The 15,855-nt window shown below is 59.9% G+C and carries 12 protein-coding genes; 4 read left to right on the top strand and 8 right to left on the bottom strand.

What is annotated here, in order from left to right; all coding sequences use genetic code 11:
* Positions 1 to 197: 197 nt before the first annotated feature.
* The 8 genes from fabI to gloB all read right to left on the bottom strand — a co-directional run bounded on the left by fabI (position 198) and on the right by gloB (position 11,058).
* Positions 198 to 992, bottom strand: a complete 795-nt coding sequence (gene fabI, locus ACOYXE_RS10230) for an enoyl-ACP reductase FabI (RefSeq protein WP_007910591.1) — start codon at positions 990 to 992, stop codon at positions 198 to 200.
* Between the two features lie 19 nt (positions 993 to 1,011).
* Positions 1,012 to 2,622 carry an ABC transporter ATP-binding protein gene (locus tag ACOYXE_RS10225; RefSeq protein WP_160057460.1) on the bottom strand — a complete coding sequence of 537 codons (1,611 nt, stop codon included), beginning with the start codon at positions 2,620 to 2,622 and terminating at the stop codon, positions 1,012 to 1,014.
* 1 nt (position 2,623) lies between these two features.
* Entirely contained in the window at positions 2,624 to 3,643 is a 1,020-nt protein-coding gene (locus ACOYXE_RS10220; RefSeq protein WP_064587187.1) for an ABC transporter permease, read from the bottom strand.
* A gap of 1 nt (position 3,644) precedes the next feature.
* The gene (locus tag ACOYXE_RS10215; protein ID WP_150650480.1) at positions 3,645 to 4,718 is read right to left on the bottom strand and encodes a microcin C ABC transporter permease YejB; all 1,074 of its coding nucleotides are present in this window, start codon (positions 4,716 to 4,718) and stop codon (positions 3,645 to 3,647) included.
* 4 nt (positions 4,719 to 4,722) lie between these two features.
* The gene (locus ACOYXE_RS10210; RefSeq protein WP_460929032.1) at positions 4,723 to 6,564 is read right to left on the bottom strand and encodes an extracellular solute-binding protein; all 1,842 of its coding nucleotides are present in this window, start codon (positions 6,562 to 6,564) and stop codon (positions 4,723 to 4,725) included.
* On the bottom strand, positions 6,561 to 8,393 hold the full coding sequence (locus ACOYXE_RS10205; protein ID WP_460929030.1) for an extracellular solute-binding protein: 1,833 nt from the start codon (positions 8,391 to 8,393) through the stop codon (positions 6,561 to 6,563). The genes ACOYXE_RS10210 and ACOYXE_RS10205 overlap by 4 nt, the downstream gene beginning before the upstream one ends.
* Before the next feature lie 334 nt (positions 8,394 to 8,727).
* Positions 8,728 to 10,191 carry a transglycosylase SLT domain-containing protein gene (locus tag ACOYXE_RS10200; protein WP_038366034.1) on the bottom strand — a complete coding sequence of 488 codons (1,464 nt, stop codon included), beginning with the start codon at positions 10,189 to 10,191 and terminating at the stop codon, positions 8,728 to 8,730.
* 99 nt (positions 10,192 to 10,290) lie between these two features.
* On the bottom strand, positions 10,291 to 11,058 hold the full coding sequence (gene gloB, locus ACOYXE_RS10195; RefSeq protein ID WP_460929027.1) for a hydroxyacylglutathione hydrolase: 768 nt from the start codon (positions 11,056 to 11,058) through the stop codon (positions 10,291 to 10,293).
* Positions 11,059 to 11,124: 66 nt separating this feature from the next.
* On the opposite strand from gloB, the gene ACOYXE_RS10190 reads away from it, so the two are divergent.
* From ACOYXE_RS10190 to ACOYXE_RS10175, 4 genes are all read left to right on the top strand, one after another.
* Entirely contained in the window at positions 11,125 to 11,883 is a 759-nt protein-coding gene (locus ACOYXE_RS10190; RefSeq protein WP_007910573.1) for a class I SAM-dependent methyltransferase, read from the top strand.
* Between the two features lie 89 nt (positions 11,884 to 11,972).
* The gene (gene rnhA / locus ACOYXE_RS10185) at positions 11,973 to 12,443 is read left to right on the top strand and encodes a ribonuclease HI (protein ID WP_007910572.1); all 471 of its coding nucleotides are present in this window, start codon (positions 11,973 to 11,975) and stop codon (positions 12,441 to 12,443) included.
* Between the two features lie 207 nt (positions 12,444 to 12,650).
* Positions 12,651 to 13,409: a DNA polymerase III subunit epsilon gene (gene dnaQ / locus ACOYXE_RS10180; RefSeq protein WP_160057464.1), complete on the top strand. Its 759-nt coding sequence runs from the start codon at positions 12,651 to 12,653 to the stop codon at positions 13,407 to 13,409.
* 189 nt (positions 13,410 to 13,598) lie between these two features.
* Entirely contained in the window at positions 13,599 to 15,854 is a 2,256-nt protein-coding gene (locus ACOYXE_RS10175; protein WP_460929024.1) for an Orn/Lys/Arg family decarboxylase, read from the top strand.
* The last annotated feature ends 1 nt before the right edge of the window (position 15,855 follow it).

The raw sequence follows: 15,855 nt of genomic DNA, 5'->3' as shown, positions 1-15,855 counted from the left end.
ATCACAGTAGTCCGCAGGGTGGCGCATTCAAACGGCCAATATTCGGAAAGATCAGGTGACCAATCGGAGGCGCGTCAGAAAGGTTATCGGTGTGGCGGAATACGTCTTCGCGAGCAAGCTCGCTCCCACAGGGGACAGTGTTTCGGCCAATAAAAAACCCGCCTGAAAAGGCGGGTTTTTTATTGGCTAAGCGAAGATCACTCTTCGATGTTGCCCATGGCGGTGGTGTTGAAGCCACCGTCGACGTACATGATTTCACCGCTGATGCCCGACGCCAGGTCGGAGCACAGGAAGGCGCCGGCGTTGCCGACTTCGTCGATGGTGACGTTGCGACGCAGCGGGGTTTGCGCTTCGTTGGCGGCCAGCATCTTGCGGAAGTTCTTGATGCCGGAGGCTGCCAGGGTACGGATCGGGCCAGCCGATACGCAGTTGACGCGGGTGCCGTCCGGGCCCAGAGAGCCGGCCAGGTAACGCACGCCAGCTTCCAGCGAAGCCTTGGCCATGCCCATGACGTTGTAGTTCGGCATGGTGCGCTCGGCGCCCAGGTACGACAGGGTCAGCAGGCTGCCGTTGCGACCTTTCATCATTTCGCGGCCGGCTTTGGCCAGGGCCACGAAGCTGTAGGCGCTGATGTCGTGAGCGATGCGGAAACCGTCACGGGTGGTGGCTTCGGTGAAGTCGCCGTCCAGTTGGTCGCCCGGGGCGAAACCAACGGAGTGAACGATGCAGTCCAGGCCGTCCCACTTCTTGCTCAGTGCTTCGAAGACCTTGGCGATTTCTTCATCGCTGGCCACGTCGCACGGGAAGCACAGCTCAGGGCTCGAACCCCAGCCTTGGGCGAATTCTTCAACACGACCTTTCAGTTTGTCGTTCTGATAAGTGAAGGCAAGCTCAGCGCCCTCGCGATGCATGGCGGCAGCAATGCCGGATGCGATGGACAGCTTGCTGGCGACACCGACGATCAGTACGCGCTTACCGGCGAGAAAACCCATGTGTTGCTCCTCTTTCAGGTTATTGCGCAGTGGCTGGTGCCAAAAAAGCGGCTTCCAGCAACTGCTGTGTATACGGATGTTGGGGGGCGGCAAAAATACTTTGCGCGTCTCCCTGTTCGACCACTTGGCCATGCTTGACCACCATCAACTGGTGGCTCAGCGCTTTGACGACAGCCAGGTCATGGCTGATGAACAAATACGTCAGGTTGTACTTGGCTTGCAGTGAACGCAACAGCTCCACCACTTGCCGCTGCACCGTCCGGTCGAGCGCCGAAGTCGGCTCGTCCAGCAGGATCAGCGCCGGTTTCAGCACCAAGGCCCGGGCAATGGCGATTCGTTGCCGTTGCCCACCGGAAAATTCGTGGGGGTAGCGGTGCCGGGTTTCCGGATCCAGACCTACCTCCTTCAATGCCGCAATAATCGCCGCTTCTTGCTCCTCGGCGCTGCCCATCTTGTGAATCCGCAGGCCTTCGCCAACGATATCGCCGACGCACATGCGCGGGCTCAGGCTGCCAAACGGGTCCTGAAACACGACCTGCATCTCCCGCCGCAACGGGCGAACCTCGTTCTGCGTCAGGCAGTCTAGCTGCTTGCCCTCAAAGCGGATCGCGCCTTTGCTACCGATCAGCCGCAAAATCGCCAGACCCAGGGTGGATTTGCCGGAACCGCTTTCCCCGACAATCCCCAAGGTCTGACCCTGGGGCAGGCTGAAATTGATGCCGTCCACTGCCTTGACGTGATCCACCGTGCGTTTGAGCAGGCCTTTCTTGATCGGGAACCAGACTTTCAAGTCCTCGACTTCGAGCAACGGCGCACCGATTTTATTGCTCGCCGGGCCTCCGCTGGGCTCCGCGCCGAGCAATTCGCGAGTGTACGGATGCTGCGGCGAACGGAACAGCTCTGCGCACGATGCCTGTTCGACGATGCAACCGCGCTGCATGACACATACGCGATGCGCAATTCTTCGCACGAGGTTCAAATCGTGACTGATCAGTAACAGCGACATGCCCAATCGGGCCTGCAATTGCTTGAGCAAATCGAGGATTTTCAGCTGAACGGTCACGTCCAGCGCCGTGGTCGGTTCGTCGGCAATCAGCAGTTCCGGTTCATTGGCCAAAGCCATGGCGATCATCACCCGCTGACGCTGGCCGCCGGACAATTCGTGGGGCAGGGCCTTGAGGCGCTTGTGCGGCTCGGGAATGCCGACCATCTCCAGCAGCTCCAGCGTGCGCTTGGTCGCGACTTTACCGGTCAGGCCTTTGTGGATGCCGAGCACTTCGTTGATCTGCTTCTCGATCGAGTGCAGCGGGTTCAGCGAAGTCATCGGCTCCTGAAAGATCATCGCGATGCGGTTGCCGCGAATATGCCGGATGGTCTTTTCGCTGAGGCCCAGCAGGTTTTGCCCGGCATAGTTGATGCTGCCGGCGGGATGACGGGCCATCGGGTAGGGCAGCAGGCGCAGGATCGAGTGCGCGGTCACCGATTTGCCCGAGCCGGATTCGCCCACCAGCGCCAGGGTTTCACCGCGCTTGATGTCGAAACTCACGCCTTCGACGACCCGGTGCACGCGCTCGCCGAAACCGAATTCGACGGCGAGGTCACGCACTTCGATCAGATTGTCCTGATTCATTTCACTTCCTCGGGTCGAAGGCATCGCGAGCGGACTCGCCGATAAACACCAGCAAACTCAACATCAGCGCCAGCACGGCAAAGGCACTCATGCCCAGCCACGGCGCTTGCAGGTTGGATTTGCCCTGCGCGACCAGTTCACCCAGCGACGGACTGCCGGCCGGCAAGCCGAAACCGAGGAAGTCCAAAGCGGTCAGGGTGCCGATGGCGCCGGTGAGGATAAACGGCATGAAGGTCATCGTTGAGACCATCGCGTTGGGCAGGATATGGCGGAACATGATCGCGCCGTTCTGCATGCCCAGCGCCCGCGCCGCACGCACGTATTCAAGGTTACGTCCACGGAGGAACTCGGCGCGCACCACGTCGACCAGGCTCATCCACGAGAACAGCAGCATGATCCCCAGCAACCACCAGAAATTGGGCTGGACGAAACTGGCGAGAATGATCAGCAGATACAGCACCGGCAGCCCCGACCAGATCTCCAGAAAACGCTGCCCGGCCAGATCGACCCAGCCGCCATAGAAGCCCTGCAACGCACCGGCAATCACGCCGATGATCGAACTCAACACAGTCAAGGTCAGCGCAAACAGCACGGAAATGCGGAAGCCGTAAATCACCCGCGCCAGTACGTCGCGGCCCTGATCGTCGGTACCGAGCAGGTTGTCCGCCGAGGGCGGGGCCGGGGCCGGGACTTTCAGGTCGTAGTTGATGCTCTGGTAGCTGTAGGGAATCGGCGCCCACAGCACCCACGCGTCCTTGGCCTTGAGCAATTCGCGGATGTACGGGCTCTTGTAGTTGGCTTCCAGCGGGAATTCGCCGCCGAAGGTGGTTTCCGGGTAGCGTTTGATCGCCGGGAAGTACCAGTTGTTGTCGTAATGCACCACCAATGGCTTGTCGTTGGCGATCAGCTCGGCGCCGAGGCTCAGGCCGAACAGGATCAGAAACAGCCACAGCGACCACCAGCCACGCTTGTTGGCCTTGAACAGTTCGAAGCGGCGGCGGTTGAGAGGGGACAGGTTCATCTCAATGCTCCCGGCTTTCGAAGTCGATGCGCGGATCGACCAGGGTGTAGGTGAGGTCGCCGATCAGTTTCACCACCAGCCCGAGCAGGGTGAAGATGAACAGGGTACCGAACACCACCGGGTAGTCGCGGTTGATCGCCGCTTCGAAACTCATCAGCCCGAGGCCGTCGAGGGAGAAAATCACTTCCACCAGCAGAGAGCCTGTGAAGAAAATGCCGATGAACGCCGACGGGAACCCGGCAATTACCAGCAGCATGGCGTTGCGGAACACGTGGCCGTAGAGCACGCGATGACGGGTCAGGCCTTTGGCCTTGGCGGTGACCACGTATTGTTTGTTGATCTCGTCGAGGAAGCTGTTTTTCGTCAGCAGGGTCATGGTCGCAAAGTTGCCGATCACCAGTGCCGTCACCGGCAGCGCCAAGTGCCAGAAGTAATCGAGGATCTTGCCGCCCATGCTCAGTTCATCGAAGTTGTTCGAGGTCAGGCCCCTTAGCGGGAACCAGTCGAGATAACTGCCGCCGGCAAACACCACGATCAGCAGGATCGCGAAGAGGAACGCCGGGATCGCATAACCGACGATGATCGCCGAACTGGTCCAAACGTCGAAGTGGCTGCCGTGCCGCGTGGCCTTGGCGATCCCCAGCGGGATCGACACCAGGTACATGATCAGCGTGCTCCACAGCCCCAGCGAGATCGACACTGGCATCTTTTCCTTGATCAGGTCGATGACCTTGGCGTCGCGGAAAAAGCTGTCGCCGAAATCCAGCGTCGCGTAGTTCTTGACCATGATCCACAGGCGTTCCGGGGCCGATTTGTCGAACCCGTACATGTGCTCGATTTCCTTGATCAGCGCCGGATCCAGACCCTGCGCGCCGCGATAGGACGAACCGGCCACGGACACCTCGGCACCGCCGCCGGCAATCCGGCTGGTGGCGCCTTCGAAGCCTTCGAGCTTGGCGATCATCTGTTCCACCGGGCCACCGGGCGCGGCCTGAATGATCACGAAGTTGATCAGCAAGATGCCGAACAGCGTCGGGATGATCAGCAGCAGTCGCCGAAAAATATACGCCAGCATCTGATTACTCCGTGCCCACAGGGTCGGCTTGCAGTTTGGTTTCGACTTCTATCGCCGGTTTTGCGTTCGGCTTGACCCACCAGGTGTTAATCCCGATGTCGTACTTGGGCGAGACTTTCGGGTGACCGATGTGGTTCCAGTACGCCACGCGCCAGGTCTTGATGTGCCAGTTGGGCACGACGTAATAACCCCATTGCAGCACTCGATCGAGTGCACGGGCGTGGGCCACCAGGCTTTTGCGCGAGTCGGCGTTGATCAGGTTCTCGACCAGTTGATCGACGATCGGATCCTTCAAGCCCATGGTGTTGCGGCTGCTCGGTTTATCGGCGGCGGCACTCATCCAGTATTCGCGCTGTTCGTTGCCCGGCGAGTTGGACTGCGGGAAGCTGCCGACCATCAAGTCGAAATCACGCGAACGCACGCGGTTGATGTACTGCGAAACGTCGACGCGGCGGATTACCAGATCGATGCCGAGGTCGCTGAGGTTGCGCTTGAACGGCAGCAGTACGCGTTCGAATTCGGTCTGCGCGAGCAGGAACTCGATCACCACGGGTTTGCCGGTGGCGTCGACCATTTTGTCGTCGACGATCTTCCAGCCGGCTTCCTGCAGCAGTTGATAGGCCTCGCGCTGCTGGGCGCGGATCATGCCGCTGGCATCGGTCCTCGGGTTTTCGAAGGCTTCGCTGAACACTTGCGCCGGCAGTTTGCTGCGGAACGGGTCGAGGATCGCCAGTTGATCGGCATCGGGCAGGCCGGTGGCGGCCATTTCCGAGTTCTCGAAATAGCTGCGAGTGCGGAAGTAGGCACCGTTGAACAGCTGTTTATTGGTCCACTCGAAATCGAACAGCAGACCCAGCGCCTGACGCACTCGCGCGTCCTGGAACAGCGGGCGGCGCAGATTGAAGACGAAACCCTGCATGCCGGTCGGGTTGCTGTTGGCGATCTGTTCCTTGATCAGGCGACCTTCGGTGACCGCCGGAATGTTGTAGGCGTTGGCCCAGTTCTTCGCGGTCATTTCAAGCCAGTAATCGAACTGCCCGGCCTTCAGCGCTTCGAGGGCGACGGTGTTGTCGCGGTAGTAATCGGTGGTCATCGTGTCGAAATTGTAGAAGCCACGGTTGACCGGCAGGTCCTTGCCCCAGTAATCCTTGACCCGCTCGTAACGCACCGAACGGCCAGCCTTCACTTCGGCGACCTTGTACGGGCCGCTACCGAGCGGGATTTCCAGGTTGCCCTTGTTGAAATCGCGATCGGCCCACCAGTGTTTCGGCAGCACCGGTAACTGGCCGAGGATCAGTGGCAATTCGCGGTTGTTGCTGTGTTTGAACTTGAACAGCACTTTCAGCGGGTCTTCGGCGATCACTTCGGATACGTCGCTGTAGTAGCCGCGAAACATCGGCGAGCCTTCCTTGGTCAGCGTATTGAAGCTGAATACCACGTCGTCGGCGCGCACCGGGTGGCCGTCATGGAAACGTGCTTCGGGGCGCAGGTAGAAACGCACCCAGCTGTTGTCCGGGGCTTTTTCGATTTTGCCGGCGATCAGGCCGTATTCGGTGAACGGCTCGTCGAGGCTGTGTTTGGTCAGGGTGTCGTAGATCTGCCCGACGTCATCGGCTGGCACACCTTTGCTGATAAACGGGTTGAGGCTGTCGAAGCCGCCGAATCCGGCCTGACGAAAAACGCCGCCCTTGGGCGCATCGGGATTCACGTAATCGAACTGCTTGAAATCAGCCGGGTACTTCGGTGGCTCGTTGTACAGGGTCACGGCGTGTTGCGGGGCGGCAAAGGCCAGCCCGGCGAACAGCAAGCCGCTGGCCTGGACGAGCAGGGCGCGGATGGGTTTCATCGATCTTTCTCCGAAGACTTCAGCCACCATGCGCTCAGGCCCAGGGTGTAGGGCGGCGTGGTGACGAAGGCCAACCGGTTGCGGTAGGCCAGACGGTGATAATTGAGGTACCAGTTGGGAATGCTGTAATGCTGCCAGAGCAGCACGCGGTCGAGCGCCTTGCCAGCGGCGACCTGTTCGTCGCGAGTGCGCGCGGCGAGCAATTGTTCGAGCAGGTGATCGACCACCGGGTTGGCGATGCCCGCGTAATTCTTGCTGCCCTTGACGTTCACCTGACTGGAGTGGAAGTACTGCCACTGCTCAAGGCCCGGGCTTAGGGTCTGGTTGAGCGTCATGGAGATCATGTCGAAATCGAATTGATCGAGGCGCTGTTTGTATTGCGCCCGATCCACGGTGCGCAGGCGCGCGTCGATGCCAATGCTGTTGAGGTTCTCGATGTAGGGTTGGTACAGGCGCTCCAGGTTCGGATTGACCAGCAGCAGCTCGAACCGCAGCGGTTGGCCGTTAGCGTTTTGCAGGCGCTGGCCGTTGAGCTTCCAGCCGGCTTCGGCGAGCAACGCCAATGCCTTGCGCATGGTTTCCCGGGGAATGCCGCGCCCGTCGGTTTTTGGCAGGGTGAACGGCTCGGTGAACAGCTTGGCCGGCAGTTGTTCCTTGTACGGCTTGAGCATCAGCCATTCACCCCCGACCGGCAGGCCGGAGGTTGTGAATTCACTGTTGGGGTAGTAACTGGTGGTGCGTTTGTAGGCATCGCTGAACAGTGCGCGGTTGGTCCACTCGAAATCGAACATCAGGCCCAGCGCTTCACGGGTCTTAACGTCCGAGAACGTCGCACGGCGGGTGTTCATGAACAGGCCCTGACTCTGGGTCGGGATCTGATGCGGGATCTGCGCCTTGATCACGTCGCCTCGGCGTACGGCGGGGAAGTTGTAGCCGTTGGCCCAGTTCTTCGCCTGATGCTCGATGTAGATGTCGAACTCGCCAGCCTTGAACGCTTCGAAGGCGACATCGCTGTCGCGGTAGAACTCGACTTCCATGCGATCGAAGTTGTACTTGCCGCGATTGACCGGCAAGTCCTTGCCCCAGTAATCCTTGACCCGTTCGAAGATCAACTGTCGACCCGGCGTCACCGAAGTGATGCGATAGGGGCCACTGCCCAGTGGCGGTTCGAAGGTGGTGGCCTTGAAGTCGCGGTCTTTCCAGTAATGTTGCGGCAGCACCGGTAACTCACCGAGGCGCAGGATCAGCAGCGGATTGCCCGAGCGCTTGAGCACGAAGCGGATGCGCTGTTTGTTGAGAATGTCGACCCGCAGTACTTCCTGCAACGCAGTGCGGTACAGCGGATGGCCGTCCTTGAGCAGCGTTCGATAGGAGAACGCTACGTCATAAGCGGTGATCGGCGTGCCGTCGTGAAAACGCGCCTCAGGACGCAGGTTGAAGACGACCCAGCTGCGATCTTCGCTGTACTCCACCGATTGCGCGATCAAGCCGTAGCTCGACGCCGGCTCGTCGCCGGACGGCGAATATTGACCGGTACCGACCATCAGCGGCTCGTTCAGCTCATTGATGCCGTACTGGAGGAAATTCGCTGTGGTGACCGGGCTGGTGCCCTTGAACGTGTACGGGTTGACCGTATCGAAGGTGCCGAACGCCATCACCCGCAACGTACCGCCCTTGGGCGCTTGCGGGTTGACCCAGTCGAAGTGGGTAAATCTGGCCGGGTACTTGAGCGTGCCGAACTGCGCATAACCGTGACTTTGGGTAATCGTCGCGCTTGCGGTTGAGCTCAAGGCCAGGCTGATCAGGAGCAGGAGGAGGGGACGCTTCAAGTCAGATCCGATCCAGGCGGCTTGGGCTTAGTGGGCCGTACAGTAACAGCTTGTCTGGACAGGAAAAAGATGCGGGTTAATGCGCGGTTAATCGTTTGCGCGAAGAGCCCCTCACCCTAACCCTCTCCCGGGGGGAGAGGGGACTGTTTGCGGTGTTTGCGAGAGTTGCACCGACGTGCAATACCGAGTCGAACTCACGTTTTGAAAAGCCCTCGATCGGCTCCCTTTCCCCCTCGCCCCCGTGGGGAGAGGGCTGGGGTGAGGGGGATGGATCTAAAGCACACCACAAAAACATCACCAAAAAAAAGCCCCCGAAATCTCAGGGGCTCATCTGTCAGTGCGGCTGATAAACCGTGAGCATCTGCCCCGGCTTCAGTGCTTTACCCGCACCCGGATTCCAGCGCTTGAGATGCTGCATCTCAACGTTGAAGCGCTTGGCCACCACGTACAGCGTGTCGCCGCGCTTGACCTTGTACTGAGTCTGCTGCGCGCTGTCGTCTTTGCCTTTGCTCTTGCTGTTGGCCGCAACCACCGTGTTGACCCGGCCGGACTTGCGAGCCGGTGCGCGTTTGGTGGTGTCCTGCATGACCAGGGTCTGGCCGACCTTGAGGTTCTTGCCGGTCAGCTTGTTCCAGCGTTGCAGATCCTTGACTTCGACCTTGTTGGCCTTGGCAATGGAACCGAGGTTATCGCCACGCTTCACGCGATAAGCACGCTTGAGTTTTGCCACTTCGGAAGGATCGGCGCCTTCGAACACCGGTTTCAGCGAGCGCGGGCTGATCAGTTCGTCAGGCCGCATGGTCTGCAAACTGGCAGTGAGCAATTGCGCCTTCGACGTTGGCACCAGCAAATGCTGAGGACCGTCGATGGTGGTGCGCTGCTTGAAGGCCGGGTTGAGCTGGAACAGTTCGTCTTCGTCGATGTTGGCCACCGCAGCAACTTTCGACAGGTCCATGCGCTGGTTGATTTCGACGACCTGGAAGTACGGTTCGTTGGCGATCGGGTTGAGGTTCACGCCGTAGGCTTCCGGCGCCAGTACCACTTGCGACAATGCCAGCAGTTTCGGCACGTACGCCTGGGTTTCCGCCGGCAGCGGCAGGTTCCAGTAGTCGGTTGGCAGGCCAAGCTTTTCGTTACGTTCGATCGCGCGGCTGACGGTACCTTCACCGGCGTTATACGCCGCCAGGGCCAGCAACCAGTCGCCGTTGAACATGTCGTGCAGGCGGGTCAGGTAGTCCATGGCTGCCGTGGTCGAAGCGGTGATATCGCGACGGCCATCATAGAAGCGGGTCTGACGCAGGTTGAAGTAACGCCCGGTGGAAGGAATGAACTGCCACAGCCCTACAGCATCGGCCCGTGAATAGGCCATCGGGTTGTAGGCGCTTTCAATCACTGGCAGCAGGGCCAGTTCCAGCGGCATGTTGCGTTCTTCGAGGCGTTCGACGATGTAGTGAATATAGAGACTGCCGCGTTCGCCGGCGTTCTCGAGGAAAGAGGGATTGCTGGCGAACCACAGGCGCTGCTGCTCGATGCGCGGGTTGACGCCGAGGCCTTCCTGCAGCTGAAAGCCCTGGCGCATGCGTTCCCAGATGTCCTGAGGAACCTGTGGGCTGGGCTTTTCGGTCAGCCAGATCGGCTTCTGCTTGGCTCGCGCAGCAATGTTCGGCGTATGGGTCGCTTCAGTCTGCGGAGCATGGCTGGAACAGCCCGCCAGCGTGGCGGACACAGCCACCGCGATGGCTTGCGCCAGGCGGGTCAATGCGTCTGAATTGACGGACTTACGTATGGATGACGACATTGGCTGGAAGTAAGTTCCGGGCAAAAATGTCGGGCGATTCTAGAAAGCGCACCCCCCTAGGTCAACCATTCAGAATTTTTGTATCAGGTGCTGGGTCACTTAGAACGTATCTTTCCAGGCCCGCAGAGCCGCAAATACCTCGCTCGGCGCCCGGTTTTGAGCGCCTGCCCGTTCGTCCACTTTTTGTGTAACTAATGTTTCAGTGGTGCGCAAAAACGGGTTGGTGAGTTTTTCCAGGGCCAGGGTCGAAGGCAGGGTCATCACGCCGTTTTGCCGTTGCTGGGTGACTTTTTCCAGACGGGCGGCAATGTCCGGGTTGCCCGGCTCGACGGCGGCGGCAAACTTCAGATTGCTCAGAGTGTATTCATGGGTGCAGTAGATCAGCGTATCTTCCGGTAACGCGGCGAGGCGGCTGAGCGAGTGGTGCATTTGCTCCGGCGTGCCTTCGAACAAACGTCCGCAACCGGCAGCGAACAGCGTGTCGCCGCAGAACAGCAGACCGTGGTGGTAATAGGCAATGTGTCCCAGGGTGTGACCGGGCACCGCATAGACGTCGAAGTCCCAGCCGAGCACGCTGACTGTGTCGTTATCCTTGAGCGCCACATCGCGTCCCGGAATGTTTTCGCTGGTCGGCCCGTAGACCTTGGCGCCGGTCGCCGCTTTCAGGCGTTCGACGCCGCCGACGTGATCATGATGGTGGTGGGTGATCAGGATATCGCTCAACACCCAGCCCGGATGCGCTGCAAGCCACGCCTGAACCGGCGCGGCATCGCCCGGGTCGACCACAGCGCAGCGCTGGGTGCGGTGATCCTGTAACAACCAGATGTAGTTGTCGGTGAACGCGGGCAGGGCACTGATCTGTATCATTGTCGGAATTCGCCAAGCGGGAAACATTGGCGCATCTTAGTAGTTCCTGGCGCTTTGGAGAATGCGATGAGTGATAAAGCGTTCGCACAGGCTGATCCTGACTGGCTGGCCTTGATCGGTGCAGCCCGTGAATGGCTGTCCGGCCCGCTCGGGCAATTTCTGCTCGATGAAGAGCGGCGCATGCTCGAAGACGAGTTGGGTCGGTTCTTTGGCGGTTATCTGGTGCATTACGGGCCGTCGGCCGAAACCCCGCCGGCGGCGCCGCAAGTGCAGCGTAATGTGCGCCTTGGCGCGCCGTTGCCCGGCGTCGAGATCGTCTGCGAAGAACAGGCCTGGCCGCTGAGCGAGCATGCTGCCGACGTGGTAGTGATGCAGCACGGTCTGGATTTCTGCCTGTCGCCCCATGGTTTGCTGCGTGAAGCGGCGAGCAGTGTGCGCCCCGGCGGGCATTTGCTGATCATCGGCATCAACCCGTGGAGCACCTGGGGATTGCGCCATGTTTTCGCCCACGACGCCTTGCGCCAGGCACGCTGCATCTCGCCGTCGCGGGTTGCTGACTGGCTCAATCTGCTGGGCTTCGCGCTGGAGAAACGCCGCTTCGGGTGCTATCGTCCGCCGCTCGCGTCACCCAAGTGGCAGGCCCGTCTGGCCGGCTGGGAACGCAAGGCCGGTGACTGGCAGTTGTCGGGCGGCGGCTTCTATTTACTGGTCGCGCGCAAGATCGTGGTTGGGTTGCGGCCGCTGCGTCAGGAGCGTCGCGAGCCGATGGGCAAGCTGATTCCGCTGCCCATGGCCAAGGTCAATCGCCGGCGCATCGAACCGTAAACCTTCTTTATTTGTGGTCGGGCTTGTCCCGGCCTCGGTCATTGTCGGTCCGTGATCGGCAAGACAGGCATTTTTCTGGATAGATTGGCATGAGCGAAAGCGTTGAAAGCGTCGACACCGTAGAACTGTTCACTGACGGCGCCTGCAAGGGCAATCCCGGCCCGGGCGGCTGGGGCGCCTTGCTGGTGTGCAAGGGCGTCGAAAAGGAACTGTGGGGCGGCGAAGCCAATACCACCAACAACCGCATGGAACTGCTCGGCGCGATTCGTGGCCTCGAAGCCTTGAAGCGTCCGTGTGAAGTGCTGTTGGTGACCGACTCGCAGTACGTGATGAAGGGCATCAACGAGTGGATGGCCAACTGGAAAAAGCGTGGCTGGAAAACCGCCGCGAAAGAACCGGTAAAGAACGCTGATCTGTGGAAAGAACTGGACGAGCAGGTCAACCGCCACAAGGTCACCTGGAAATGGGTGCGTGGGCATATTGGCCATCATGGTAACGAACGGGCGGACCAGTTGGCTAATCGTGGGGTGGATGAGGTCCGTGGTTACAAGCAGAGCTGATTTTGTCGTTACACCGTGTCGCGGCCTTCGCGAGCAGGCTCGCTCCCACAGGGAAATGCATTCCAGATCTGATGCCCTAAGTTGGAATGCATTCCAATGTGGGAGCCTGCTCGCGAAGGGCGCGACACGGTCCACCTGAAACACCCCGCCGAGCGTGCTAACATCCGCGTTTTTTTGCAAGAACGACCCGTTGAGAGCTGAACACTGATGGCCACCAGATCCGTTGTACTCGATACCGAAACCACCGGCATGCCGGTGACCGATGGTCACCGGATCATTGAAATCGGCTGCGTCGAACTGATCGGCCGACGCCTGACCGGCCGGCATTTTCACGTTTACCTGCAACCGGATCGCGAGAGTGATGAAGGCGCCATCGGCGTTCACGGCATCACCAACGAATTCCTGGTCGGCAAGCCGCGTTTTGCCGAAGTCGCCGATGAGTTTTTCGAGTTCATCAAAGGCGCGCAGCTGATCATCCACAACGCGGCGTTCGACGTTGGCTTCATCAACAACGAATTCGCCTTGATGGGCCAGCAGGATCGCGCTGACATCACGCAGCACTGCTCGATCCTCGACACCCTGATGATGGCCCGGGAACGTCACCCGGGGCAGCGCAACAGCCTCGATGCCTTGTGCAAACGTTATGGCGTCGACAACTCCGGCCGTGAACTGCACGGCGCCTTGCTCGACTCGGAGATTCTCGCCGACGTCTACCTGACCATGACCGGTGGCCAGACCAGTCTGTCGCTGGCGGGCAATGCGTCTGACGGCAATGGCACCGGCGATGGCGCGGACAACTCGGCGACCGAGATTCGTCGTTTGCCGGCGGATCGTCAGCCAGCGCGGATCATTCGTGCGACGGAAGATGAACTGGCGGCGCATCTGGCGCGGTTGGAAATTATTGCCAAGTCTGCCGGTGGCCCGGCGATGTGGACGCAAATCGCCGAGGCGGACGCTCAGGCTTGAAAATCAAAAGATCGCAGCCTTCGGCAGCTCCTACATTGGAATGCGATCCTCTGTAGGAGCTGCCGAAGGCTGCGATCTTTTGTTTTTGGCGGTATGAAGCCAAGTGGCCACCCTCGCCACATTCGCCGCAACCCTCTACCCTGAGTGCATTGGCAGACATTGAGCCGCCGCCTCAGGACACTGAGCCCCATGTACAAAGATTTGAAGTTTCCGGTGTTGATCGTCCATCGCGACATCAAGGCCGACACGGTCGCCGGTGACCGTATCCGTGGCATCGCCCGGGAGTTGGAGCAGGAAGGTTTCAATATCGTTTCGGCTATCGACTACACCGAAGGGCGGTTGGTGGCGTCGACCCACCACGGCCTCGCGTGCATGCTGATTGCCGCCGAGGACGCCAGCACCAATTCCCATCTGCTGCAGAACATGGCCGAACTGATTGGTCTGGCGCGGGTGCGCGCACCGGATTTGCCAATCTTTGCCTTGGGCGAGCAAGTTACCCTGGAAAATGCCCCGGCCGATGCCATGGCCGAGCTCAATCAACTGCGCGGCATTCTCTATCTGTTTGAAGACACCGTGCCGTTTCTGGCCCGGCAAGTGGCGCGGGCGGCGCGCAAGTATCTGGACGGCTTGCTGCCGCCGTTTTTCAAAGCGTTGGTGCAGCACACCGCCGATTCCAATTATTCCTGGCACACCCCTGGCCATGGTGGTGGCGTGGCGTATCACAAGAGTCCGGTGGGGCAGGCGTTTCACCAGTTTTTTGGCGAAAACACCTTGCGTTCGGACTTGTCGGTGTCCGTGCCGGAGCTTGGCTCGCTGCTCGATCACACCGGGCCGCTCGCCGAAGCCGAAGAGCGTGCGGCGCGCAATTTCGGCGCTGATCACACCTTTTTCGTGATAAATGGCACCTCGACCGCCAACAAGATTGTCTGGCATTCGATGGTTGGCCGCGATGATCTGGTGTTGGTCGATCGCAACTGCCACAAGTCGGTGTTGCACGCGATCATCATGACCGGCGCGATTCCGTTGTACCTGTGCCCGGAGCGTAATGAACTGGGAATTATCGGCCCGATCCCACTGAGCGAATTCAGCCGCGAATCGATTCAGGCGAAGATCGATGCCAGCCCGCTAACCAAGGACCGTGCGCCAAAAGTCAAACTCGCGGTGGTCACCAACTCGACCTACGACGGCCTCTGCTACAACGCCGAACTGATCAAGCAAAGCCTCGGCAACAGTGTCGAAGTACTGCATTTCGACGAAGCCTGGTACGCCTACGCGGCGTTTCACGAATTCTTCGCCGGGCGCTATGGTATGGCCACCTCGCGCAGCGCAGACAGCCCGCTGGTGTTCACCACCCATTCCACGCACAAATTGCTTGCCGCGTTTAGTCAGGCGTCGATGATTCATGTGCAGGACGGCGGCGCGCGGCAACTGGATCGCGATCGTTTCAATGAAGCGTTCATGATGCATATCTCGACGTCGCCGCAGTACAGCATCATTGCCTCGCTGGACGTTGCCTCGGCGATGATGGAAGGCCCGGCCGGGCGTTCGCTGTTGCAGGAAACCTTCGATGAAGCGCTGAGCTTCCGCCGCGCGCTGGCCAAACTGCGCCAGCATATCGACGCTGATGACTGGTGGTTTTCGATCTGGCAGCCGCCGGGTGTCGAGGGCATTGACCGCGTACAGACGGAGGACTGGCTGCTGCAACCGCAGGCCGACTGGCACGGTTTTGGTGAAGTCAGTGACGATTACGTCCTGCTCGATCCGATCAAGGTCACGCTGGTAATGCCGGGGCTGAACGCCGGCGGCGCACTGAGCGAGAAGGGCATCCCGGCGGCGGTGGTCAGCAAGTTTCTATGGGAGCGTGGCCTGGTTGTTGAAAAAACCGGTCTGTATTCATTTCTGGTGTTGTTCTCCATGGGCATCACCAAGGGCAAATGGAGCACGCTGCTCACCGAGTTGCTGGAATTCAAACGCAGTTACGATGCCAACGTGCGTCTGGAAACCTGCCTGCCGTGCGTGGCACAAGAAGACGCCGCGCGTTATCGCGGCATGGGCCTGCGCGATTTGTGCGATCAACTGCACGCCTGCTATCGCAGCAACGCCACGGCCAAACACCTTAAACGCATGTACACCGTGCTCCCGGAAATTGCTATGAAACCGGCTCATGCCTACGATCATCTGGTACGTGGTGAAGTCGAAGCGGTGCCCATCGATGAGCTCGAAGGACGCATTGCCGCAGTGATGCTGGTGCCGTATCCGCCGGGGATTCCGCTGATCATGCCCGGCGAACGCTTTACCGAATCGACGCGCTCGATCATTGATTACCTGAAATTTGCTCGCACGTTCGATAGCAGCTTCCCCGGTTTTGTCGTGGATGTGCATGGATTGCAGCACGAAGACGAAGGCAATGGACGGCAATACACCGTCGATTGCGTCAAGGAATGAG

The organism is Pseudomonas sp. MC6 (genome assembly GCF_054790575.1).
The sequence above is the reverse complement of the archived record's forward strand: the minus strand, read 5'-3'. Positions and strand labels throughout refer to the sequence as shown.